Here is a 24022-nt window from a genome sequence, read left to right as displayed (position 1 = left end):
ATTAATGAAAAAAATAAATGAATTACCACCAATTTTTTTATCAGCAATTCCTGTCTTAAAGCGATTAGAAGAAGCTGGTTATGAAGCATATTTTGTTGGAGGTTCAATCAGAGATTTGCTATTAGGAAGGCATATCCATGATATTGATATTGCCACTAGTGCATATCCTGAAGAAGTAAAATCCCTTTTTCATAAAACGATTGATACCGGTATCAAGCACGGTACGGTAACAGTACTTTTTGAAGGGGAAAGTTATGAAATTACTACGTTTAGAACTGAATCAGGTTATCAAGATTTTAGACGACCTGACCATGTTACTTTTGTCCGTAGTTTAAAAGAAGATCTTAAACGACGTGACTTTACAATTAATGCGCTGGCAATGAATACAGAAGGCGAAATTGTTGATTTATTCAATGGCTTAGGGGACTTGAATAATCACCTAATTAAAGCTGTTGGTGATCCTATGGAACGTTTCCATGAGGATGCGCTTCGAATGATGCGAGCAGTTAGATTTATGAGCCAACTAAAGTTTGATCTTGAGGATGAGACAAAAGAGGCAATTAAGAATTTACATGATCTTTTGCCTAAAATCTCTGTTGAACGGATCCGCGATGAGTTCATTAAAATGGGAACCGGTCCTAATTCACGTCAAGCATTTCAGGTTTTCCTAGATACAGAATTAAGTGAAGGAGTTCCTGATTTTGCAGGTAAAAAAGAACTGTTAAGTATTTTTCCTAGTTTGAAATTTGGTCCAAGCATGGAGTCTAGCTTGTGGGCAATTATTATCATTTTGTTAAAATTGCCTAATGAGCAAATCACCAGTTTTATGCGTGATTGGAAAAATTCAAATGCAATGACAACTAATGTAGAACGAATCGTTGAACTATTTGACTTGCTTTCTGAACATAGTCCATCGGATTATGAGTTATTTAAGGCGGGTAAGGATGTTTTGCTAAACACAATCGATGTGGCTAAAATACTTGGACAGCCTGTTAATTCAGAAGCTTTAGTAGACCGCTATACTGCTTTACCAATTAAGTCTTCAGCTGATTTAGCAATTGATGGACGCTTTTTGATTAATGCAGGAATTCATCCTGGACCTGGATTGGGCGAACTTTTAACCGAAATTAAGCAAAAAGTCATTGCAGGTGAGCTTGAAAATAGTGAAGAAGCAATTACGGTTTATTTAAACGGACTCAGTGCCTAAACGTAAAACAAAACTGAAAAGTACATTAAGGCAGAACCTATGATAACAAATAGGTGCCAAATAACATGGATAAATGGTACATTTTTCATCGTATATAAAACTGCACCAACTGTGTAAGCTACCCCGCCTCCGACTAGTAGCCAAAAACCGGTTGGGCTAAGACGAACATACAAATAGTTGCCTGCTAAAATGACTAGCCAGCCCATTCCGACATAGAGGATTGTATCTAAAATCACGTGCTTGCCGCGGTTAAAGATGTAATAAACAATTCCAAAAATAGCAATTAGCCAGATTAAAGTGAATAACAGCCAACCCCATTTTCCACCTATGGCGACTAATGAAAATGGAGTATAAGAGCCAGCAATTAAGAGATAAATAGAGGAATGATCAAAGATTTGAAAGACATTTCTTGCTCTGGTAAAAATCAGGCTATGAAAAAGAGTTGAAAAAAGATATAGCAAAATCAAACAGACACCATAGATAGTGAATGTAATTAGCCTGAGTGGACTCTGAAGAGAAATGGCTTTAATGATTAATAGAATTAAACCGATCACAGCTAAGAAGAAACCGATTCCATGTGTTACTGCACTTAGTGTATTATCCCAAATTTGATAATTCTTACTTCTGTTTTTCGGTTCTTGCCAAAATTCTTTAAATTTCATGATGCAACAATCTATCCGCTTTCTTTTTTTTACTGGTTTTTTTGATATAATAATTTATAATTGATTCAGTTCACATTCTATCATAGAATGTGTAAAGCAATTCAGAATTGAGGTCGAGTAAGTTGTCAAGAATAAAAATTTTGACCGATTCTTCTGCACAATTAACACCAGAAGAAATTGAAAAATATGATATTACAGTTGTGCCCTTATCGGTAACAGTTGGCGGAAATACTTATCTTGATGGTATTGAAATTTCCAGACAAGAGTTTGTTAAAAAAATGAGTGAGTCAGCTGAACTACCAAAGACGAGCCAACCATCAATTGGTCGCTTAGTTGATACAATTAACGATTTAACTAGTGATGGTAGTGAAGTTATCGGTATTTTCTTAGCGAAAGTTCTAAGCGGTACAATTGACGCTGCTCGTCAAGCAGTGAAACTTACCGGTAAATCTGACCAAGTTCATATTGTTGATTCAGAGCTGACAGATCGTGCCGAAGGTCTGCAAGTTTTAGAAGCAGCTCGTGATGCCGAAAAAGGTAAATCAATTTCCGAAATAATTGATCATCTTGAAAAAATTAAGAAGACTCAGCGTTTACGGCTGATGATTGTCAACTTGGAAAATGTTATCAAGGGCGGTCGTTTGGGTCCTATTTCAGGTAAAATCGCTAATATGCTTAATATTAGAATTGAGTTACAAATGCCTAACGGCGAATTGAAGGTGGCCAAAAAAGGTCGTGGTAAGAAATTCATGATGGCTTTTGACCAACGAGTCCTCGATGATATTGAAGCAAATAAAGAGAAAATTAAAGAAGTTGGAATTTCTTATGTTTCGCTAGATGGTGTTCCGCAAAAATTGCTCGATTTTGCTCAAAAAATCAAAGATATTAATTCAAAAATTGATGTCTTGGTTCGTGAGACCAGTCCAATTATTGCAACACATGCTGGTATGGATGCATATGCAATTTTATATTACACGGAGTAAATAATTGGCCTATCGAGAGAGTTTTTACCGATATTTAATGACATTACGTGACGCTGATTCAAACGATGAAGTTGCGCAATTCGCAAATAATGCTCAAAATGATCAAACTTTTCCTAAACAGGAACAAGACTATGACAAATTGTCTGACTATCTTGAACTAAATGCAGGATATTTGTCTAGCATGAGTATTTTTGATCAAGCTTATCAAATGTATCGAGATAAAATGATGTATTAACAAAGGCCCTTTTGGGCCTTTTAGTGTTAAAAGAAGGCGAAATAATGGCTAATATTCAATGGTATCCAGGTCACATGAACAAGGCACGTAACCAATTGGAAGATAAGATGGGGTTAATCGATGTCTTAGTTGAGGTTTTGGATGCTCGCATCCCTGAATCATCCCGAAATCCAATGATTAGCGAGTTAGTAGGCGACAAACCACATTTAATTATCTTAAATAAAGCTGATTTAGCTGATCCTGTGATGACTAAGATGTGGCAGAAAAAGCTCAGTGGCAAGGGCAAAGTTGTTATGGCCCTTGATTCATTGCATAGCACTAATATGCAGGTCTTAATCCGAATGATTAAAAAAGCTGCAAGTTCAAAGGTGGCTAAACTTGAATCAAAGGGTGCTTCCAATCCAGTAATTAGAATTGCCTTAGCTGGTGTCCCTAATTGCGGTAAATCAACCATTATCAATCGATTGGTTGGACGTAATGTCGCTGCCGTTGGTAATAAGCCTGGAGTCACTAAGGGACAAACTTGGCTAAAAACGCCGTATAACATTCAAATTTTGGATACTCCGGGTATTCTTTGGCCTAAATTTGAAGATCAGGAAGTTGGCTATAAGTTGGCAGCGCTTGGTTCAATTAAAGATAGTATTTTTAGTGCTGATGATGTTGCCCTATACCTGCTTTCAAAATTGCGTAAGTACTACTTAAACGATGTCGTTAAATTTGCTCGGTCAACTAAAGAAGAGGTTAGCAAAATTAATGATACTGATTTATTGCTTGCATTAACGGAACAATATGGGATGAGGGATGATTATGACCGCTTTTCACTTTATCTGTTACAGCGCTTGCGCAAAGGTAAAGTAGGAAGGATAACTTTGGACCGCCCATGACAATTAATGAGATAAAAGAATTATTGACCAATGACCGATTAAATGAAACTGAACTTGCCGAACTTAAAAATGATTCACGTGCAGGTGTCAAAAAGCTCTTGGACAGCTATCGACGTCGTAAAGAAAAACTGGCTCAAAAAAGGGAATCCTTTGAAGAGAGATTTACATATGAAAAAACTTTTTGGGCTAAAAATCAAACGGTTGCTGGTGTCGATGAAGTAGGACGGGGCCCCTTAGCAGGTCCAGTTGTTACGGCAGCAGTAATCATTGATGAGAATTTTGACCTAATCGATGTTAATGATTCCAAAAAGTTAAGTGCACAAAAAAGACTGGAACTTTATCCTGAAATTTTGGAAGAAGCTGTCAGTGTAGCAATTGGTGTTAAAGACGCTGAAGTAATTGATCAGGTTAATATTTATGAAGCTGACCGTTTGGCCATGGCTCAAGCAGTTAATGATCTTGACGTTCGTCCAGATGCCTTATTAGTAGATGCAATGAACGTTCCAGTTGATTTACCACAAATAGAATTAATTAAAGGTGATAGTAAGTCAAATTCAATTGCTGCTGCATCAATTGTGGCCAAAGTTTTCAGAGATAAATTGATGGAAGATTATGCGGAAATTTATCCCGAGTATCATTTTGATTTGAATGTTGGCTATGGAACTAAAGATCATATTGCTGCAATTAGAAAATATGGGCCGACCCCAATTCACCGAAAAACTTTTGCACCAGTTAGTGATTTTTATAAATAAGAAATTTTGTCTCCTTTTTACGTAATTCTAATTAGGAGGCTTTTTATGAAGATAACAAATTTTCTTTTGCGCTTAAAATTACAAAACGGAATCGGTTATGTTAAGATGTTACAAATTGCTAGTCAATTGCCTACTAGCGAAGTTAATCATGAAATAATTAAGCAAATGGATTTGCCAAGTAAGTTGATCAAGTCAGCGTTAACAGCATTTTATGATCAACAGGCTGAAGCAAAGATTGCGCGAATAAAAAAGCAGTGTCAGATAATTAGTTTTTTTGATCAAGTGTATCCCCAAAAATTACGGGAAATATATCGACCGCCGTTAATTTTGTTTGCGCAAGGTAATTTGAAATTGTTGCAGGAAAACGTCATCACTATTGTGGGTTCGCGTCAAGCAACTGATTATAGTCAATTGGTTTTGAATAAAATAGTGCCGCAATTAGTTAAAAGCAACTTTGTTATTGCCAGTGGATTGGCAATGGGTGTTGATGTAATGGCACACAGCGCTACATTGAATAATGGTGGCAAAACGATTGCTGTTATTGGAAATGGTTTAAATCACTTTTATCCAGAACGCAATAGTCAAATTCAAAGGCAGATTATTAATGAAGGTTTAGTTCTTAGTGAATATTTGCCTGATACACCACCAAGGCCCTTTCGCTTTCCAGAAAGAAATCGAATTTTGGCTGGAATTGCTAACAGCGTAATTGTTACCGAAGCTAAAGAAAAGTCGGGTTCGTTAATAACGGCCAATATTGCGCTTCAAGAGAATCGTAATATTTATGCAGTTCCCGGTCCGATTAATAGCCAACTTTCGGCTGGTCCGAATAAGTTAATTAAAGCAGGGGCAACACCAATAACTGATTTTTCTTCTTTAGCTTGAATAAGTTGACAATTGGTAGGCAAATATTCTATTCTCAGACTAGTATTTTTAAATAGATTTTTAATGAGGAGGCTTTTGATGCCTACGAAATCAAAGCCAAGTAAACGAAAAAAGACATTGGTGATCGTTGAGTCACCCGCAAAGGCTAAGACAATTGAAAAATATCTTGGTCGTAATTACCGAGTTATTGCTTCTAAAGGTCATATTCGTGATTTGCCTAAATCACAGATGGGAATTGATTTTGATAATGATTACAAACCAAAATATATTTCTATTCGTGGTAAGGGCGATACGATTAAAGAATTGAAGTCGGAAGCCAAAAAGGCTAAAGAAGTATATTTGGCCTCCGACCCGGATCGTGAAGGAGAAGCAATTGCTTGGCACGTTGCGCATACGCTAAATTTGGATGATACTGCCAAAAACCGTGTAACCTTTAATGAGGTTACTAAGGATGCAGTCAAAAACAGTTTTAAAAATCCGCGTGCAATTGACATGGACACGGTTAATGCGCAACAAGCAAGAAGAATTCTTGATCGAATTGTTGGTTATTCACTTTCGCCAATATTATGGGACAAAGTTAAAAAAGGTTTAAGTGCAGGACGTGTTCAATCTGTTGCACTCAAGCTGGTAATTGACCGCGAAAAAGAAATTAAAAACTTCAAGCCTGAAGAATATTGGACAATTGACGCTGAGTTTAAAAAGAAAACTAAGTCATTTAAAGCATCTTTTTGGGGTGTTGATGGTAAAAAGCAAGAACTACCTAATAATGAAGCAGTTCAAAAGGTTTTGGCCAAAATCGATAAAAAGAAGCCGTTTGAAATTAACAATGTTTTAAAGCGTGAACGTCGTCGGCAACCTGCAGCTCCTTTTACGACTTCAACGCTTCAACAAGAAGCCAATAAGCGGTTGAACTACCGTACAAGAAGAACGATGAGCATTGCTCAGCAGCTTTATGAAGGAATTAGTTTGGGTAAACAGGGGACAGTAGGTTTGATTACCTATATGAGAACCGACTCTAAGAGAACATCACCAGTTGCTCAAGCAGAAGCTTCTAAGTTCTTAAATGAGAAGTATGGCAAAGAATACGCGGCCAAAGGTGCAAGGCACTTCAAAAACCAGGAAGATGCTCAGGATGCCCACGAAGCAATTAGACCAACTAGTGTTTACCGCACACCCGAATCCCTCAAATCGGTATTAACAACTGAGCAATATCGTTTGTATAAACTGATTTGGGCACGGTTTGTTGCAAGTGAAATGACACCAGCAGTTTATGATACTGTTAGAGCAGATATTGAACAAAATGGTGTTACGTTTAGGACTACTGGTTCAAAAATGAAATTTGCTGGTTTTACAAAAGTTTATGATAACTTGCAAGAAAAGAATATTGAGCTTCCAGATTTAAATGATGGAGACGAAGTTAAACTTGCAAAATCCGATAATAAGCAGCATTTCACTTTACCACCTGCTAGATATACAGAAGCAAGTTTAGTACACACGCTGGAAGAAAATGGTGTTGGTCGTCCGTCAACATATGCACCGACTATTGACACGATTCAAAGACGTTACTATGTTAAGCTTGAGGCTAAATCGATTGTACCAACTGAGTTGGGTGAAATCGTTGATAATTTAATCGAAAAGTTTTTCCCAGATATTGTTAATATCGACTTTACTGCTCAATTAGAGAATGACCTCGACAGTATTGAGGCTGGTAAAAAGAACTGGGTAAAAGTGGTTGATGAATATTACCACCCATTCAAGAAAGAACTAGATAAAGCTGAAGCAGGGATTCAAAAAGTTCAGATTAAGGATGAGCCTGCTGGATTTAACTGTGATATCTGTGGTGCCCCTATGGTCATCAAAATGGGACGCTATGGTAAGTTCTATGCTTGTTCACGTTTCCCTGATTGCCGTAACACTAAGGCAATTGTCAAAAAAGTTGGCGTTACTTGTCCGAAATGTGGCAAAGGAGACGTTGTCGAGAAAAAATCTAAGCGTAATCGTAAATTCTATGGTTGTTCGCGTTACCCAGAATGTGACTTTGTTTCGTGGGATATGCCGATTAGCCGTAATTGTCCAAATGATGGACATTTCTTAGTTGAAAAGAAAACTAAAAAGGGCTTAGTAATTTCATGTCCAAATGGTGACTACAAAGAAGAACCTAAGGATGAAAAAATAACAAAATAAAATTAAATTTATGTAAATATCATCAAATCGTTTTGATTTGATGATATTCTTTTATTTAAGCTTAATTTAACTGATTTTTAGTAAAGGAAGATATAAACATGCCAAAAAGTGTAACTGTTATTGGTGGTGGCTTAGCTGGAAGTGAAGCTACCTGGCAATTAGCAAAACGCGGAATTCCAGTTGATCTTTATGAGATGCGCCCTAAAAAGATGACGCCTGCACATAAAACGGGTGAATTGGCCGAGTTAGTGTGCACAAATTCAATGAGATCCAATCAACTATCTAATGCCGTTGGATTATTAAAAGAAGAAATGCGTCAACTAGATTCGTTAATTATTGAAGCTGCCGATAAAACGCAGGTTCCAGCTGGAGGAGCTTTAGCAGTCGATCGTGATGAGTTTAGTGAATATATCACGCAAAAGCTTCATGCATTGCCAAATGTCACTTTTCATGGAGAAGAAATTACTGAATTGCCTAAAGATGGTATTACGGTAGTTGCAACTGGCCCCTTGACTAGTGATGCATTAGCAAATCAAATTAAACAATTTTCTGGTACTGATAGCTTACATTTCTTTGATGCAGCAGCCCCAATTATTGCGGCAGACTCAATTGATATGGATATTGTTTATAAAAAATCACGTTATGACCGTGGTGATGCTGCATATCTTAACTGTCCAATGACACAAGAAGAATATGAAAAGTTTGCTCATGAATTGGTTAATGCTGAAACTGCTGAAATGCATAGTTTTGAAAAGGATGATGTTTTTGAAGGCTGCATGCCAATTGAAGTAATGGCCGGTCGTGGTGAAAAGACAATGCTCTTTGGTCCACTTAAGCCAGTTGGCTTAGAGGATCCGCATACCGGAAAAACTCCTTATGCGGTTGTTCAACTGCGTCAGGATAATGCAGCTGCTTCAATGTATAACATTGTTGGTTTCCAAACTCATCTTAAGTATGGTGAGCAGAAGAGAGTCTTTTCGATGATTCCAGGTTTGGCTAATGCACGCTTTATTCGCTATGGTAAAATGCACCGCAATACTTATATGGCTTCTCCTGAAGTCTTAGCAGCTACTTATGAAGCTAAAAAGCAACCGGGACTCTTTTTTGCCGGTCAAATGACTGGAGTTGAAGGTTACGTTGAAAGTGCTGGTAGTGGTTTAGTTGCTGGTATTAATGCAGCAAAGACTGCCTGTGATCAAGCTCCTGTTGTCTTTCCGAAAGATACTGCACTTGGTTCAATGGCCAACTATGTTACAACCACTAGTGTTAAACATTTTCAGCCAATGAATGCCAGCTTTGCTCTGATTCCTGGTTTAGAAGGAAAGAAAATTCGCAATAAGCGTGAACGGCATGAAAAAATTAGTGAACGTAGTTTAGCAGATCTTGCAACTTTTAAGCAGGAAGAATTGATGTAAAAATGACAGGTGCTAATGAAAGTGATGAACTAACGCTTTTTATTTCTTATCTTCAAAACGAACGACATTACAGTAAAAATACGGTCATTTCTTACCAAAATGATTTGCTTGAGGCAAAAGCATTTTGGCAGGATAATGGTGGTTTTGATGGCTGGAAAGAGGTTACTAGACGGGATGTTGAGCTTTTTATACAAAATCTCGCAGAGCGCAAAGTAGCAAGGTCCACACAATCACGAAAAATGTCGAGTTTGCGGTCATTTTACCGCTTTCTAACTAAGCGGAAAATTGTTAAAATAGACCCAACGCAAACGGTTGTTTTGCGCGCTAAAGATCATAAACTACCGCAGTTCTTTTATGCTCCTGAAATCAAGCAAGTTTTTGATTCACTTAAGTCCAATGAGCCATTAACAATGCGCAATCTAGCAATGTTTGAATTGTTTTATACAACTGGCATGCGGGTAAGTGAAGTAAGTGAACTAAAAATTGAGCAAATTGACTTGGAGTTAAAGATCATCCTAGTTCATGGAAAAGGAAATAAAGATCGTTACGTGGCTTTTGACAAGCAAACTGAAGAAGCACTGTCGAACTACCTGAATGAAGGACGACCTAAGCTTTTGAAAAATGCAAACGATACTAAAACTGTTTTTTTAAATAATTTAGGGAAGCCGCTAACTACGCGCGGAATTGAATATATTATGCAAAAAGTATTTAATAATGCGGGGATAAACGGAAAAGTTCATCCCCATGAATTACGCCACTCATTTGCGACAGCTATGCTTGATAATGGCGCAGATTTGCGTAGTGTTCAGGAGTTATTAGGACACATTAATTTGTCGACAACGCAAATTTATACTCATGTAACAATGAGTCATTTACAGGCAAATTATGATCAGTTCTTTACACGCAATGATAAGAAAGATGAGGCAAAATAATGACAACTATATGTTCAGTAAGATATAACGGAAAAACTGCAATCGCGGGTGACGGTCAGGTTACTTTAGGTGAAAAGGTAATCGCAAAAGCAACAGCAAAAAAGATTCGCCGTATTTACCATGATCGCGTGGTTATTGGCTTTGCTGGTGGTGTTGCCGATGCAGTTAGTTTACAAGATATGCTAGAAGGTAAACTTGAAGCGTTTGGTGGCGATTTGCGTCGTGCTGCAGTTGAAATGGCGCAGTCCTGGCGAAAAGATGCAACTTTGCAAAAATTAGATGCAATGTTAATTGCATTTGATGACAAGGACTTGTTACTAATTTCAGGAAACGGAGAAGTTCTTGAGCCAGATGAAAACGTAGTTGCAATTGGTTCTGGTGGTAATTTTGCTCAGGCTGCAGCAATTGCTATGATTAGACATTCTTCTGATATGTCAGCCAGTGAGATTGCTCATGAAGCTGTTGAAATTGCTTCTGGAATCGATATTTTTACCGATGATCAAATTCATACGGATGAACTTTAAAGGTGAGTGAATAAGTAATGGATATCAAAACACCCAAACAAATTGTTAGCTTATTAGACGAATATATTATTGGTCAAGATGAAGCTAAAAAAGCTGTTGCAGTGGCTCTTTATAACCGTTATCGACGCATGCAACTGCCTAAAAAGATGCAGGAAGATATTACTCCTAAAAACATGTTAATGGCAGGACCAACTGGGGTCGGAAAAACAGAAATTGCTAGAAGACTGGCAATTATTGTTGATGCACCTTTTGTAAAAGTTGAAGCAACCAAATTTACTGAAGTTGGTTATGTTGGCCGTGACGTCGAATCAATGGTGCGTGACTTAGTTAGTGAAGCTGTTCGAATGGAAGAAAAGGATCAGTTTGACCATGTTCGTGCTCAAGCAGCAAAAGAAGCAAATAAAACAATTGTACGTTTGCTTGTTCCTGGCATTAAAAAAGAAAAAAGAAGAAATCAAATGCAGGAATTGCAGGACATGATGTCAATGCTCATGCCAAATGATCAAAACGCTAATAACGTTCCTGAAGCTGACCAAGAAGAGGTAACGGACGAAATCAGAAATGAGCGTTTGTCAGTTGCTGAACAACTTGATAAAGGCTTGCTAGAAGACCGTGACGTGACGATTGAAGTAGAACAAGCTCCAAAAATCAACCCAATGGGCAATATGATGAACCAAATGGGCGTGGATATGGGCTCAATGCTTAATGAAATGATGCCAAAGAAACGTATTAAACGGACCATGTCTGTTAGGGATGCCCGTGAAGTTCTAATCCAAGAAGAATCAAAGAAGTTAGTTGATTATGATTCAATCTATCAAAAGGCAATTGAGCGTACATCAAACAATGGGATTATTTTTATCGATGAAATTGACAAAATAGCTGCTGGAAACAAGAAAACCTCAGGTGAAGTTTCCCGTGAAGGTGTACAACGTGATATCTTACCAATTGTTGAAGGATCAACCGTTCAAACCAAGTATGGTCCTGTATCAACGGATCATATTCTCTTTATTGCTGCCGGTGCTTTTTCAGAATCTAAACCAAGTGATTTAATTCCAGAACTTCAAGGACGTTTTCCAATTCGAGTTGAGCTAAATGCTTTAACCAAGGAAGATTTTGTGAAGATTTTGAAGGATCCAGCAGATTCTCTGCTTGAGCAATATGTTGCATTGATGAAAGCTGATGGCATCAAATTAGTCTTCACAAAAGAAGCAGTTGATAAAATAGCTCAAATAGCGTTTGATGTTAACCAGGGAACGGATAATATTGGTGCTAGAAGACTATCAACTATTTTGGAAAAGTTGCTTGAAGATGTTTTGTATGAAGGTCCTGACATGGCAATGGGTGAAATTACAATAACTGAAGCATATGTTGATGAAAAACTTAGTGATATAATAACGAATAAGGATTTAACTAAGTTCATTCTTTAACAAAAGGCGATGATTTAACATGGATTACACAATTAAAAACAGCATTTTGCAAGTCACAATTGCAAGCAAGGGTGCTGAAGTCCAGAGTGTTAAAAGTTTACATAGTGGGTATGAATATATCTGGCAAGCAGATCCAGCGGTCTGGAATCGGCATGCACCGATTCTATTTCCAATTGTTGGTAGGCTAAAAAATGATGAATATACTTATCAAGGCAAAACCTATCATTTAAATCAACATGGTTTTGCACGTAATCAAGAATTTAAAGTTGAGCAACAGACTGATGAAAGTATTACTCTTCTACTTACTGATAATGAAGAGACAAGAAAAGTCTATCCATTTAAATTTGAATTACGCGTAAACTATAACTTACTCAATAATTTATTGGAAGAAAATTTCAGTGTGGTCAATAAGTCCGATGGTGAAATGATTTTTGGTATCGGTGGTCACCCTGGCTTTAATATTCCAACTACTTCTGAGCTAACAAAGGAAGATTTCTACTTTAGTACTAAACCATCCCGTGCACGGGTACGGATTCCTTTAAAGGGAGCTTATTTGGATTGGCAAAATCGTTCTTTAGCTTCAACCAATAGTCTGATTGCGCTAAGTGATCATTTGTTTAAAGACGATGCATTAATTTTCCAATTACGTGGTCATGAAAATCAGGTTTCTCTCAGAACAGATGCAAACAATTTCCACGTTAACGTTTGGTTACGGGATGCTCCATTTGTTGGTGTTTGGTCGCAATATCCAAAAACAGCTGACTATGTTTGTATTGAACCTTGGTGGGGAATAGCTGATCGAAGTGATACCAATCAAAAGCTAGAAGAAAAATATGGGATGAACCATTTGGCTGCAGGTGAAACATTCACTGCTGGCTTCAGTATGGCGTTCCATGATAAAGATGAATAACTTATAATTAAGCAAAAAAGTATGGCGACCAGTCATACTTTTTTTGTGCAATCAAAAATGAATGATAAAAATATTTTTCCTACTAATTTTAGTTATAACTAGCAATTTTTTGTATAATTCAAATCACTTGTTGCTAAATGACATACTATTTAGCACTACTATATATTGTGATAATATTCTAGAAGAGTCAAAGTTTAGTGCTAAGGAAGGAAAATTAATGACAAACAATAAGAAACTAGTAGGAGCAATTATTGCTGTTGGGGTGCTGAGCTTTTTGGGAATCGTAATTGAAACTGCGCTAAACATCGCTTTCCCGCAGTTAATGAAACAATTTGCAGTTTCAGCAAAAACAGTTCAATGGCTAACTACAGGATATATGCTTGTTTCAACGATTATCATCCCCTTTGGGTCATTTTTGCGTAAAAGGTATCGAGCAATCGCCTTATTTAGGGTTGCGGTTATTTCTTTTTTGATTGGAACAATCATGGCAGGATTTACAAGTAGTTTTGCGATGCTCTTGGGTGGTCGTCTCCTACAAGGAATTGCAGATGGAATTGGTCTACCATTAATGTTCTCCCTGATATTAGAGCAGGCGCCAAAAGAGAAGGTTGGAACTTTAATGGGTATTGGAACACTAGTTATTGCCTTTGCACCTGCTGTTGGTCCTGCATATGGTGGTCTTATTTTGAACTATTTACCATGGCAAGCCTTATTTATTTTAATTATTCCAATAATCATTATTACCTGGTTATTAGGAGAACGAAGTATTGTTCAGGTCAAAAAACCAGTTCGAGTACCATTTGATTTCCAAGGTGGAGCTTTTTTAAGTGTATTTTTGGTGTCGACTTTATGGTTGCTACTTGATTTAACTGACCAGCAATTTGGCTTAAGACAGATTGTTTTACTGCTTGTTGCGCTAATTAGTTGCTTAGTCTTTGTTTATTGCGAACAAAAGAGTGATCATGCTGTAATCAAACTAGCTCTTTTTAAAAGTGTGCGTTTTGATGGCTTACTAATTGCCTTTTTCTTATTGCAATTGATTTCGCTATGCCTATCTTTTTTACTTCCCAACGTTTTGCAAACAGCATTTGCGCAGACAACTGCAAATACTAGCCTACTTATCCTTCCCGCCGCAATTACAGATGCTATTGTTGCAGCGTTAGCTGGCATTATTTACGATAAAACTAATCCGCGTCTGCCAATAATTTTGGGTGTAATTATTATTTGCTTTAGCTTTGTGACTGCAAATTTTAATGTGGCATCGGTTTCTGTCATAGTGATTAGTTATGTAGTTTTTATGGTCGGCTTGGGGTTGAGCTACAGTAATATTATGACGTTTAGCTTAGCAAAGCTTGAAAATGAGGAGTCTAATGACGGCAATGTGATTTTTATGACGGCCCAATCTTATTCTGGTGCAATGGGAACAGCTATGGCAGCGTCACTTTTGACTTGGGGTCAAACTCAAAGTAAGGATATTGTTAATGGGGCACTTACCGGTCTAAAATTAAGTTTCGGTGTGCTTTTGCTAATCTCGGTTATTGTGGCTGTACTTTGTGTAGTTAGTTTAATTGAGGTCAAGCGAAAGTAGGATATCTTTTTCCTGCAAAAAGATGCCAAAATATTCCGTTGCGAACTTTTGTTCTTATAACTATAATAAAATAGCTAGCAAATAGTTGCTAGCTCTATTTATTCACTTAGTGTTTATAACTTGTTGTGTTTTTTCTTGTACCAATACCATAATCCGAACGGAATAATGTTTTCTTGATGGTTAATTAATCGCTTAATATTGCTGCGATGCCGGATAAAAAGTATAACCATAATGCAGCCAACGATAATTTCAAGGAAAAGGTCATGAAAAAAGAAAGTGCTAATAAAAATTAGGACAACCGCAATTAGACTGGCTAAACTCACATATGAAGTAATGAAAACAAGGGGAAGAAAGATTAGGGCACAAACGCCGAAAAACTTTAGGTTGTAGCCTAAAAAGAGACCGGCACTTGTTGCAACTGCTTTACCACCCTTAAATTTTAGGAAAATTGAAAAAGTGTGACCTAGAATTGCTAGGCCACCGGAAATTAATAATAAGTATTTAGGACCAGCAATATGAAATAGACGTGGCAAGTTAGTAGCTAAAGTTCCTTTTAGAACGTCAACTACTAAAACAAAGCTCCCGGCAAAAGGACCTAAAACTCGAAAAGAGTTTGTGGTACCAATGTTGCCTGAACCATAGTCACGAATATCTTCAGCAAAAAATATTTTTCCGATAATTACCCCAGTGGGGAAGGAACCTATTAAGTATGCTAGAATAAATACCAGTATTAATTTTAGATTTATCATTTATATCCTGCTCTCTTAAAGTCTAAGGCTATTTTATCAAAGATTACTTGGCTTGAGGATTAAAATATATAAATGATTGAAAACTGGAGGAATTTATTTGGCTAAAACAAATAAAAACGCAAATTCTTACGATGATTCATCGATTCAGATTCTTCATGGTTTAGAGGCTGTTCGTAAGCGTCCAGGGATGTATATTGGATCAACTGATATTCATGGCCTGAATCAACTAGTTTACGAAATTGTCGATAATTCTGTTGACGAAGCAATGGCCGGATATGGTCAAGAAATTGATGTTACAATTCATCAAGATAACAGTGTCACCGTGCGCGATTTTGGACGTGGCATGCCTACTGGGATGCACAAATCTGGTCGCCCAACAATTGAAGTTATTCTGACGGTTCTTCATGCTGGAGGAAAATTCACTGAACAGAACTACAAGACATCAGGTGGTTTGCATGGTGTTGGTTCTTCGGTAGTTAATGCTTTATCCAGTTATATGGATGTAAAGGTTGTTCGTGATGGTGTTGCGTATGAAGAAGAATTTAAAGACGGTGGTCATCCAGTAGGTACTTTAAAGCGTTTAGGTAAAACTAAAGAAAAAACAGGAACCTGCATTACCTTTAAGCCAGATGAAACAATTTTTTCTACTATTAAATATAAGTACGAAACAATTCAAGAACGAATTCGTGAATCTGCTTTTCTACTAAAGGGGGTTCGCTTTGTTTTAACTGATGAACGCGAACCACAGCATCATGATGACTTTAAGTATGATAATGGGATTGAGTCCTTTGTATCCTATTTAAATGAAGGTAAGGAAACCCTTAATGATGTCTTTTACTTTGATGGTAAGCAAGACGAAATTGAAGTTGAATTTAGTGGCCAATACAGTGATAGTTATTCGGAAAACTTGGTTTCGTTTGTTAATAATGTGCGGACGGCTGACGGTGGTAGCCATGAAGTTGGTGCCAGAAGCGGATTTACTCGTGCGTTTAATGACTATGCTAAAAAGCAAGGCCTACTAACCAAAAAAGACAAAAACATTGATGGCTCTGACTATCGTGAAGGTTTAAGTGCTGTTTTGTCTGTCAAGATACCTGAAGAGCAGCTAGAGTTTGAAGGACAGACCAAAGGTAAACTAGGTACACCTCAGGCAAGATCCGTTGTAGATGCGATTGTTTACGAAAAAATGTCGTACTATTTGATGGAAAATGGCGAACTAGCTCAGGAACTGGTCAAAAAGGCACAGCGAGCAAGGGATGCACGTGAAGCAGCCAAGAAAGCTAGAAACGAAAGTCGTAATGGCAAGAAACGTCGTAAGAAAGAAGTCCTATCTGGTAAGCTAACACCAGCGCAATCTCGCAATCCCAAGAAAAATGAACTTTTCCTAGTGGAGGGGGACTCAGCCGGTGGTTCTGCTAAGCAAGGCCGAGATCGTCGTTTCCAAGCAATTTTGCCTTTACGTGGTAAGGTTTTAAACACCCAAAAGGCTAAATTACAAGATATTTTTAAAAACGAAGAAATTAATACTATGATCTATACCATCGGAGCCGGTGTTGGTGCCGAATTTAAGGTTGACGATTCTAATTACGACAAAGTAATAATTATGACGGATGCCGACGACGATGGAGCTCATATTCAAATTTTGCTATTAACCTTCTTTTACCGCTACATGAGACCGATGATAGAGCACGGTAAAATTTATATCGCACTGCCCCCACTATATCGTTTACAAAAAGGTCGCGGGAAGAAAGCTCAAGTTAAATATTCCTGGACTGATGAAGAGCTTGTAAATGATGAAAAGGAAATGGGCCGTGGTTATTCCTTGCAGCGTTTCAAAGGTCTTGGTGAAATGAATGCTGAACAACTATGGAACACTACAATGGATCCAGAGACTAGAATGCTGATTCGCGTTAAGATTGATGATGCTGCACTAGCAGAGCGCCGAGTAACTACTTTAATGGGTGACCAGGCAGAGGCTAGAAGAAATTGGATTGAGGAAAACGTCAAATTTAGATTAGGCGAAAATGCTTCAATTCTTGAAGAAGAAAATGAATAGAGGGGTTAATTAATGGCTACAAAAGAACGAATTCGTGAAATGCCACTTGAGCAAGTCATGGGTGAACGTTTTGGAAGGTATTCTAAATATATTATTCAGGAAAGAGCCTTACCTGATATTCGTGATGGCTTGAAGCCCGTACAAAGAAGAATTTTGTACGCAATGTACCAAGATAATAATACTTATGATAAGCCGTTTAAAAAAGCCGCTAAGGCGGTTGGTAATATCATGGGTAACTTTCACCCTCACGGTGACAGTTCTATCTATGGCGCGTTGGTCCATCTTTCTCAAGATTGGAAAATGCGTGAGCCGCTAATTGAAATGCACGGTAATAATGGTTCAATGGACGGCGATGGACCTGCTGCCATGCGTTATACGGAGTCTCGTCTAAGCAAAATTTCCAATATGCTTTTGGAGGATATTGACAAAGATACTGTCAATATGGTGCTTAACTTTGATGATACTGAATATGAGCCGACAGTTTTGCCTGTGCGCTATCCTAATTTACTTGTTAATGGTTCAACAGGTATTTCTGCTGGTTATGCTACGGAAATTCCACCACATAACTTAGCTGAAGTAATTGATGCGACTATCTATCTTTTGAAAAATCCTGATGCAACGCTTGACGATTTAATGAAGTTTGTTAAGGGCCCAGATTTTCCAACTGGAGCAATTGTTCTCGGTAAAAAAGGTTTGCGAGAAGCATATCAAACTGGTCGTGGACGAATTCAGGTTCGTGCTAAGTCAACAATTCAAGAAATCCGTGGGCATCGCGAAGAAATTATCATTACAGAGATTCCTTACGCAGTAAATAAAGCTTTACTTGTCAAAAAGATGGATGAAATCCGTCTTAACAAAGAAATTGATGGTATTGCGGAAGTACGTGATGAGACTGATCGTCATGGTTTATCCATTGCGATTGAACTAAAAAAGGGTGCAGATGCGCAAAATATTTTAAACTACTTGTTCAAGAACACCGAATTACAAGTTTCTTATAACTTCAATATGGTTGCCATTGATCATATGACGCCAATGCAAGTGGGGTTGAAGCATATTCTTTCTTCATACTTGGAGCATGAAAAAGATGTTGTCATTAAGCGGACAAAGTATGACTTGAATAAAGCAGAAGCACGTCTTGAAATTATTCAAGGTCTGATTCATGCGATGGATATCTTAGATCAAGTAATTAAGGTTATCCGTGCATCTAAGAATAAGACTGAAGCTAAGAAAAATATTTCGGAGCAATTTGATTTTACTGAGCGTCAAGCAGAAGCAATCGTTTCTCTTCAACTGTATCGCTTAACCAATACCGATGTTGATGCCTTGGTAGCTGAGCAAGCAGAACTTGATAAAAAAATTGAGCAGTATCGTACACTTCTTTCAGATTCAAAGGTTTTAGACAAGGAAATTATTAAAGAACTGTCAGCTGTTAAAAAAGAATTTGGGAATCCACGAAGAACAGAAATTTCATCAGAAACAGCACAAATTAAAATTGATGAAAAGGCATTAGTAGCGGATGAACAAGTTCGTGTATTGATTAGTAAAGACGGCTATTTAAAGCGCTCTTCATTAAGATCATGGCAGTCAAGTGATGATGAAGAAAATGGTCTTCCTGATGGGGATGAAGTCGTATTTGAGAAGACTTTGTCTACGCTTACTTGTCTATATCTCTTTACCAATCATGGTAATGTGATTTTCCGTCCCGTTAACGAACTAATTGAGACGAAATGGAAAGATACTGGACAGCACCTATCACAAGAAATAGGTTTAAATAATGATGAACAAATAATTCGTGTCTTTGATTTTGAGCAGCTAGATCAAAAGGTTAACTTCTTAATTGCAACAGATGATGGCTATATTAAGCAGCTACAATTAGCAAACTTACAGCCAACCAGAACATATAAATCGCGAGCAATTACTGCGATTAAAATGAAAAATAATGATAGTAAGGTTGTACGAGTTGACTTGGTTCAACCGGATTCTAAGCAAGAAATAATTTTATTTACTCATAATGCTTATGCAGTTCGCTATGACATTAGTGAAATACCGGAATCGGGTGCAAAGGCCGTTGGAGTTAAATCAGTTAATCTGAAAGATGACGACTTTGTTGTATCTTATGTCTTAATTCAACCTGACTACCTTGATCTAATGCGTGTAGGATTAATTACCCAGAGAGGAGCATTTAAGCAGTTTAAAGCCAATCTGATTAATAAAGTATCTCGGGCCAAAAGAGGAGTTCTCGTTCTACGTGAGCTGAAGAATAATCCACACCGCGTTGTTGCTGTTGCCTCATATGGTCAAGATCATACTTTAATGATTACGACTTCAAGTAAGCGACACATTAAAGTGAATACGAACGAATTTCCACTTGGAGATCGCTATTCAAATGGTTCATTTGTGATAGATACTACAAGTGAAGGTTTACCTGTTAGTTTAAGAATCGGTAACCCACTTAGTTCACGGTAAATAATATTTATACATACACTGTTATTTAATAGAGCTTGCGGCAGTATATTTTGAACTACTCTTTGACATGAAGGGGTTTTTGAACGATAATAGCATATAAATAGAGTTATATTATTGTTAAGATAGAAGGATTAATTTATATGCCTAAAACAGATACAATACTATCAACAAAGTCGTTACATTATTTTTTGCAATTAATCGATACCATGAATTACACTCAGGCGGCGCAAATTTTAGGAATTACGCAGCCAGCCTTAACTCAACAAATTAAAAAGATCGAACATGCAATTGGGACACCTTTATTTGGGCAAATGGGCAAGAAACTCTATCTAACTGAAGCCGGCAAGCAATTACAAACGGGAGCAATTAAGCTTTTAGGAACAATCAATTCTGTTGTTAATGATATCCAGGAGTTTACTCAAGCTGATAAAGGTAATATTTCAATTGGAGTTTTAGACAGTGTTAGTTCTGAGCTATTAAGAAAATTTTTAATTCGTTTCAATCAGCAAAGTCCAGATATCACAATTAACGTTTGTTACTTTAATCGCAAAGATTTGTGGTATAACCTCGATAATAATTTAATAGACTTTGGGTTGTTCTATGTACCTGCAAATATAAAGAAAAGTCAGGTTAATCTGCATAATCAATATGAGTACATGCAGATTTGTGAAGACCGGCTTACAGTATTAACTCATGATCACGAATTAGAAGCAGGGAAGGCTTACCCTTCTTCAAAATTTATGGACAAAAAGTGGGTGGCATATCCAGACAACTTTTACTTAACACAGTTGATGAAGGAAAAATTTGGTAGCAAAATTAATGCTAAGAATGGTATGAAAGTTCCATTGAGTTTTTCTTCAACTGAGCAATTAGTAGAGACTGCGGAAGAAACAAGTTATGACACATTTGTCAGTTCTTCATATTATCAACTGCATAAGAGTGAAATTAATTTAACTCCTGTATATATAGAAGGTACTCCAGAATATTCTGTTTCAATTATTTATCGTAAGGGTAAGATTGACGTGCCACGTATTAAGAGCATTTTAACGGAACTGAAAAAGTTCTTGGACGAATAACTATTATTAGGTAAACTACTAAGTAAAGAGATAAATATAAAAGAAAAAGAGGAAGATTAATGGAAAAAGAGCTAATTTTTGGTCACCAAAATCCTGATACAGATGCAATTGGTACTGCAATTGCGTATTCATACCTACAAAATAAATTAGGCTATAATACTGAACCAGTAGCACTTGGTGAAGCTAATGATGAAACTGCATTTGCATTAAAGAAATTTGGTTTTGAAGCACCTAGAGTAATTAAAACTGCTGCTAATGAAGTAGATAAGGTAATGTTGGTTGATCATAATGAGCCACAACAAAGTGTTTCTGATATTGACAAAGTGACAGTTACACACGTTGTTGACCACCATAGAATCATGAACTTCAACACAACTTCACCATTATTCTATCTTGATGAACCAGTTGGTTGTACAAGTACAATCATGTATGACTTATATAGATATAATGATGTCGAAATTCCCAAGAATATTGCAGGAATTATGCTATCAGCAATTATTTCTGATACTTTGCTATTAAAGTCACCAACCACTACTGATAAAGATAAAAAGGCTGTTGAAGCTTTGGCTGAAATAGCAGGTGTAGATTACCAATCATACGGTTTAGAAGAACTAAAGGCTGGTACAAACATTGCTGATAAGTCTGAAGAAGAGTTAATTGATCTTGATGCTAAGAGCTTTGAGCTTAACGGTCAAACAGCTCGTGTGGCTCAAATTAACGTTGTTGATCTTCCTGAAGCAATGGAACGCAAGGACAGCTTCTTGAAGGCAATGAAAGATGCGTCAGAAGCTGAGAACTATGATTTATTCATGTTGCTAATTACTAATGTACTTGATTCAGATTCAAAAGCACTTGTAGTGGGAAATGATAATGCTAAAGCTGCTTTTGAAAAGGCCTTTGGCAAAGTTGTTGACTCTGAAATTGACTTACCAGGTGTTGTTTCTCGTAAGAAGCAGGTAGTACCTCAATTAACAGAAGCTTTTGAATAAAAATTTAAATTAGTAAAACAAAAAACGAGCTAAGTAAAAACTAGCTCGTTTTTTGTTTGATATTTAATTTGAAACAATTATTCTTTGTTTATTTCTTTAGCTAAAACAATAAAAGATTTACATACTCGTTCAGCTTTTTCTGGAGACATCTTTCTTAATTCATTAAGAACTTTTTTGATAAATACAGGTGTATTATCATGATGATTTTCGACTTTAACTTCTTTAAAGCGGTAAGCATTCATAATGATGTCTGGAGTAGTAGTGTTCAGGGCTCTAGCAATTGAGTCGAGTTTCTGAATACTAATATTCTGATTCTTAGTACGTTCAAGACGTGAAATGAAGTTAACTGACAAATCGCTTAACTCAGCGAGATCCTCCTGCGTCAGTTTCTGTTCACGTCTACGACGGCATATTTCTTTTCCTAAATTTATACTCATGGAATAAATTCAACCCTTTCAAAAATATAATTCCATCTTCCATAATAACAGAACAATTATAGAATTAAAAATTAAAACAATAAAAATAATGAACAAAACAACTTAACTAATAATGTAGTTAAAGCCACAGATTAGCAAAATTGTTTTTTAACTATACCCCAGATAGTATTGTAGGACAAAAACAAAAAAAAGCAAATAAAAAGGGCTAAAAAAATAAACCTAAAGTGAAGAGATAAAAGCTTGCAAATAATAGTTTAAGCCACCAAAAGAGGTGCTGTCAATGCTATTCAAAATTTCTTTAAGACCAGTTTTTGGACAATTAATAATAATATATAAACTATAAATAGTAAATACAGAAAGCGCTTTTTATAACCATTTATTTAGTTTCAAAACCAAAAATAAAAATAGTAATGAAGTAGCATCATTGATGCACTTAAATAAATAACATTCAAAAAAGCAATGTGCTAATTCACTAATATATACCGGTTAGGAATTGTCGCTAAAATATAAATCAACCAACTAATTCGATTTTTGTCTGTTTTAGCTTTTTTAAGCATTAACAGGCCATCATTTTAGTTTTTTAAAATGATTAGTAGGAAAAAAGAAATAAAAAGAAAATTCATTTGAAAAGTAGGACTTATGATTTTTCCATATGTATAACTTCGTATAATATATATTATGTAAAGTTAAATATAAAAAACTGAAGAGAATATTATTTATCAGTGAGAGCATTACTCGTGTATTTAAATTACTAGTACTAGCATCAAACTTTTTTGTTAAGCAAATGTTTGAGTTCAATTGTCTAAAAAGATCAGTTTAATAGGACTAAAATACTTGTTTACGGATACTATCTTCTGCTGTGCTGTTAGAGTGATTTTAAGCGCGTCAAAATAATTTTTGCTCGATAACTGATCAAATCGATTAGCTGATTCGGCAGAATTTTCACTCAATTAAGGTAGAAAAACGATTTTTGAACAAAAGTAGAAAATTGTAGAAATTCACTATTCAGTTAATTATATTTGTAGAGAAATTAGGGCGTTTATTTCTTAAAGGATCCATATGGTCAAATATTCAATTTGGGTCAAAAAATGAAGTGGATTAACTATTTTTTAGTTGCTATCATTAAAACTATAATTTTAATGATAGGTATAAACATACACTATTAGTTGCTTAGTCAAATTTACTTGAGTTTAACTTGTTTAAAGTTATCAAAACGAGTTAAACTTTTTTATCAAAAGTTCTATCGCGTATTTAAAAAGCTGATCTTAGGTTTAAAGATCAGCTTTTTAAATTTTTCGTAGCAAGTCAAACTGATTCTGCGGTAAAAATGCAAAATGTCAGTAGGATTATTGTGGACTGTTGCTGGTAAGTTGGAATAGATGAGCCAAAACCCTAATAAATTATATGAAATCGGCAACAAACCTGACTTCTTTTCATAAAATAGTTGAAAAGCTCCCTTTTTCAATGCCCCCTCTTCCTCTAGTGTTTTGATGACCTAAAAGTAATATTCTTTATGCGCCCAGCTATATATATGATGCTTGATATGAATTGATTTTAGAGCATCTTGCAAAGATTGACAGGAAGTGCTTTAAAATACAGGCTATGAGCAAGGTAGCTTTTGCTACATGACCTACTACTCCCCCATTCTTCTGCTCCCCTAGCTG

General features: G+C 36.5%; 20 protein-coding genes. 17 read left to right on the top strand and 3 right to left on the bottom strand.

Features of this window, described 5'->3' with window-relative positions; genetic code table 11:
* The first annotated feature begins 4 nt into the window (after positions 1-4).
* Positions 5-1207, top strand: coding sequence for a CCA tRNA nucleotidyltransferase (locus tag H3T48_RS04315; RefSeq protein WP_198188644.1), 1203 nt, complete (start codon positions 5-7; stop codon positions 1205-1207).
* On the opposite strand, the gene H3T48_RS04310 is transcribed toward H3T48_RS04315, so the two are convergent.
* Positions 1204-1869, bottom strand: coding sequence for a hemolysin III family protein (locus tag H3T48_RS04310; protein ID WP_198188643.1), 666 nt, complete (start codon positions 1867-1869; stop codon positions 1204-1206). The genes H3T48_RS04315 and H3T48_RS04310 overlap by 4 nt on opposite strands.
* Positions 1870-1991: 122 nt before the next feature.
* Between H3T48_RS04310 and H3T48_RS04305 the strand changes: the two genes are divergently transcribed.
* The 12 genes from H3T48_RS04305 (at position 1992) to H3T48_RS04250 (ending at position 14585) form a co-directional block, all read left to right on the top strand.
* Positions 1992-2852, top strand: coding sequence for a DegV family protein (locus H3T48_RS04305; protein ID WP_074425382.1), 861 nt, complete (start codon positions 1992-1994; stop codon positions 2850-2852).
* Positions 2853-2856: 4 nt separating this feature from the next.
* Complete coding sequence (locus H3T48_RS04300) at positions 2857-3087, top strand: YozE family protein (RefSeq protein ID WP_046306842.1); 231 nt, start codon at positions 2857-2859, stop codon at positions 3085-3087.
* A 44-nt stretch (positions 3088-3131) separates the two neighbouring features.
* On the top strand, positions 3132-3971 hold the full coding sequence (ylqF, locus tag H3T48_RS04295) for a ribosome biogenesis GTPase YlqF (RefSeq protein WP_046306843.1): 840 nt from the start codon (positions 3132-3134) through the stop codon (positions 3969-3971).
* The gene (locus H3T48_RS04290) at positions 3968-4723 is read left to right on the top strand and encodes a ribonuclease HII (RefSeq protein ID WP_198188642.1); all 756 of its coding nucleotides are present in this window, start codon (positions 3968-3970) and stop codon (positions 4721-4723) included. Before ylqF ends, H3T48_RS04290 begins: the two co-directional genes overlap by 4 nt.
* Positions 4724-4768: 45 nt before the next feature.
* Positions 4769-5605, top strand: coding sequence for a DNA-processing protein DprA (dprA, locus tag H3T48_RS04285; RefSeq protein WP_198188641.1), 837 nt, complete (start codon positions 4769-4771; stop codon positions 5603-5605).
* Positions 5606-5683: 78 nt separating this feature from the next.
* Positions 5684-7789 (top strand): type I DNA topoisomerase, encoded by a 2106-nt coding sequence (gene topA, locus H3T48_RS04280; protein WP_046306847.1) that lies wholly within the window; start codon positions 5684-5686, stop codon positions 7787-7789.
* Positions 7790-7887: 98 nt separating this feature from the next.
* A complete protein-coding gene (gene trmFO, locus H3T48_RS04275; protein ID WP_198188640.1) occupies positions 7888-9204 on the top strand; it encodes a methylenetetrahydrofolate--tRNA-(uracil(54)-C(5))-methyltransferase (FADH(2)-oxidizing) TrmFO in 1317 nt (438 codons plus the stop codon).
* 2 nt (positions 9205-9206) lie between these two features.
* Positions 9207-10136, top strand: a complete 930-nt coding sequence (gene xerC, locus H3T48_RS04270) for a tyrosine recombinase XerC (protein ID WP_198188639.1) — start codon at positions 9207-9209, stop codon at positions 10134-10136.
* Complete coding sequence (hslV, locus tag H3T48_RS04265; RefSeq protein ID WP_046306853.1) at positions 10136-10660, top strand: HslVU peptidase proteolytic subunit; 525 nt, start codon at positions 10136-10138, stop codon at positions 10658-10660. Before xerC ends, hslV begins: the two co-directional genes overlap by 1 nt.
* Positions 10661-10677: 17 nt before the next feature.
* On the top strand, positions 10678-12087 hold the full coding sequence (hslU, locus tag H3T48_RS04260) for an ATP-dependent protease ATPase subunit HslU (RefSeq protein WP_198188638.1): 1410 nt from the start codon (positions 10678-10680) through the stop codon (positions 12085-12087).
* Positions 12088-12106: 19 nt separating this feature from the next.
* On the top strand, positions 12107-12997 hold the full coding sequence (locus tag H3T48_RS04255; protein ID WP_198188637.1) for an aldose 1-epimerase family protein: 891 nt from the start codon (positions 12107-12109) through the stop codon (positions 12995-12997).
* 217 nt (positions 12998-13214) lie between these two features.
* Positions 13215-14585 carry an MFS transporter gene (locus H3T48_RS04250; RefSeq protein WP_370567527.1) on the top strand — a complete coding sequence of 457 codons (1371 nt, stop codon included), beginning with the start codon at positions 13215-13217 and terminating at the stop codon, positions 14583-14585.
* 113 nt (positions 14586-14698) lie between these two features.
* Here H3T48_RS04250 and plsY read toward each other — a convergent pair whose 3' ends face one another.
* The gene (gene plsY, locus H3T48_RS04245; protein ID WP_046306861.1) at positions 14699-15334 is read right to left on the bottom strand and encodes a glycerol-3-phosphate 1-O-acyltransferase PlsY; all 636 of its coding nucleotides are present in this window, start codon (positions 15332-15334) and stop codon (positions 14699-14701) included.
* A 97-nt stretch (positions 15335-15431) separates the two neighbouring features.
* Here plsY and parE point away from each other — a divergent pair, with 97 nt between their 5' ends.
* From parE to H3T48_RS04225, 4 genes are all read left to right on the top strand, one after another.
* A complete protein-coding gene (gene parE / locus H3T48_RS04240; protein ID WP_046306863.1) occupies positions 15432-17390 on the top strand; it encodes a DNA topoisomerase IV subunit B in 1959 nt (652 codons plus the stop codon).
* Between the two features lie 12 nt (positions 17391-17402).
* A complete protein-coding gene (gene parC / locus H3T48_RS04235) occupies positions 17403-19856 on the top strand; it encodes a DNA topoisomerase IV subunit A (protein WP_198188635.1) in 2454 nt (817 codons plus the stop codon).
* Positions 19857-19996: 140 nt separating this feature from the next.
* Complete coding sequence (locus H3T48_RS04230; protein WP_122035126.1) at positions 19997-20932, top strand: LysR family transcriptional regulator; 936 nt, start codon at positions 19997-19999, stop codon at positions 20930-20932.
* Between the two features lie 59 nt (positions 20933-20991).
* Positions 20992-21921 carry a manganese-dependent inorganic pyrophosphatase gene (locus tag H3T48_RS04225; RefSeq protein ID WP_198188634.1) on the top strand — a complete coding sequence of 310 codons (930 nt, stop codon included), beginning with the start codon at positions 20992-20994 and terminating at the stop codon, positions 21919-21921.
* 77 nt (positions 21922-21998) lie between these two features.
* Here the strand turns inward: H3T48_RS04225 and H3T48_RS04220 are convergent, their stop codons facing one another.
* Positions 21999-22358 carry a helix-turn-helix domain-containing protein gene (locus tag H3T48_RS04220; RefSeq protein ID WP_046306868.1) on the bottom strand — a complete coding sequence of 120 codons (360 nt, stop codon included), beginning with the start codon at positions 22356-22358 and terminating at the stop codon, positions 21999-22001.
* Positions 22359-24022: the final 1664 nt, after the last annotated feature.

Origin of the sequence: Lactobacillus sp. M0403 (assembly GCF_016101265.1) — a bacterium.
Lineage (GTDB): Bacteria > Bacillota > Bacilli > Lactobacillales > Lactobacillaceae > Lactobacillus > Lactobacillus apis.
Note: the sequence above shows the minus strand (reverse complement) of the source record. Positions and strands in the feature narration are given on the sequence as shown.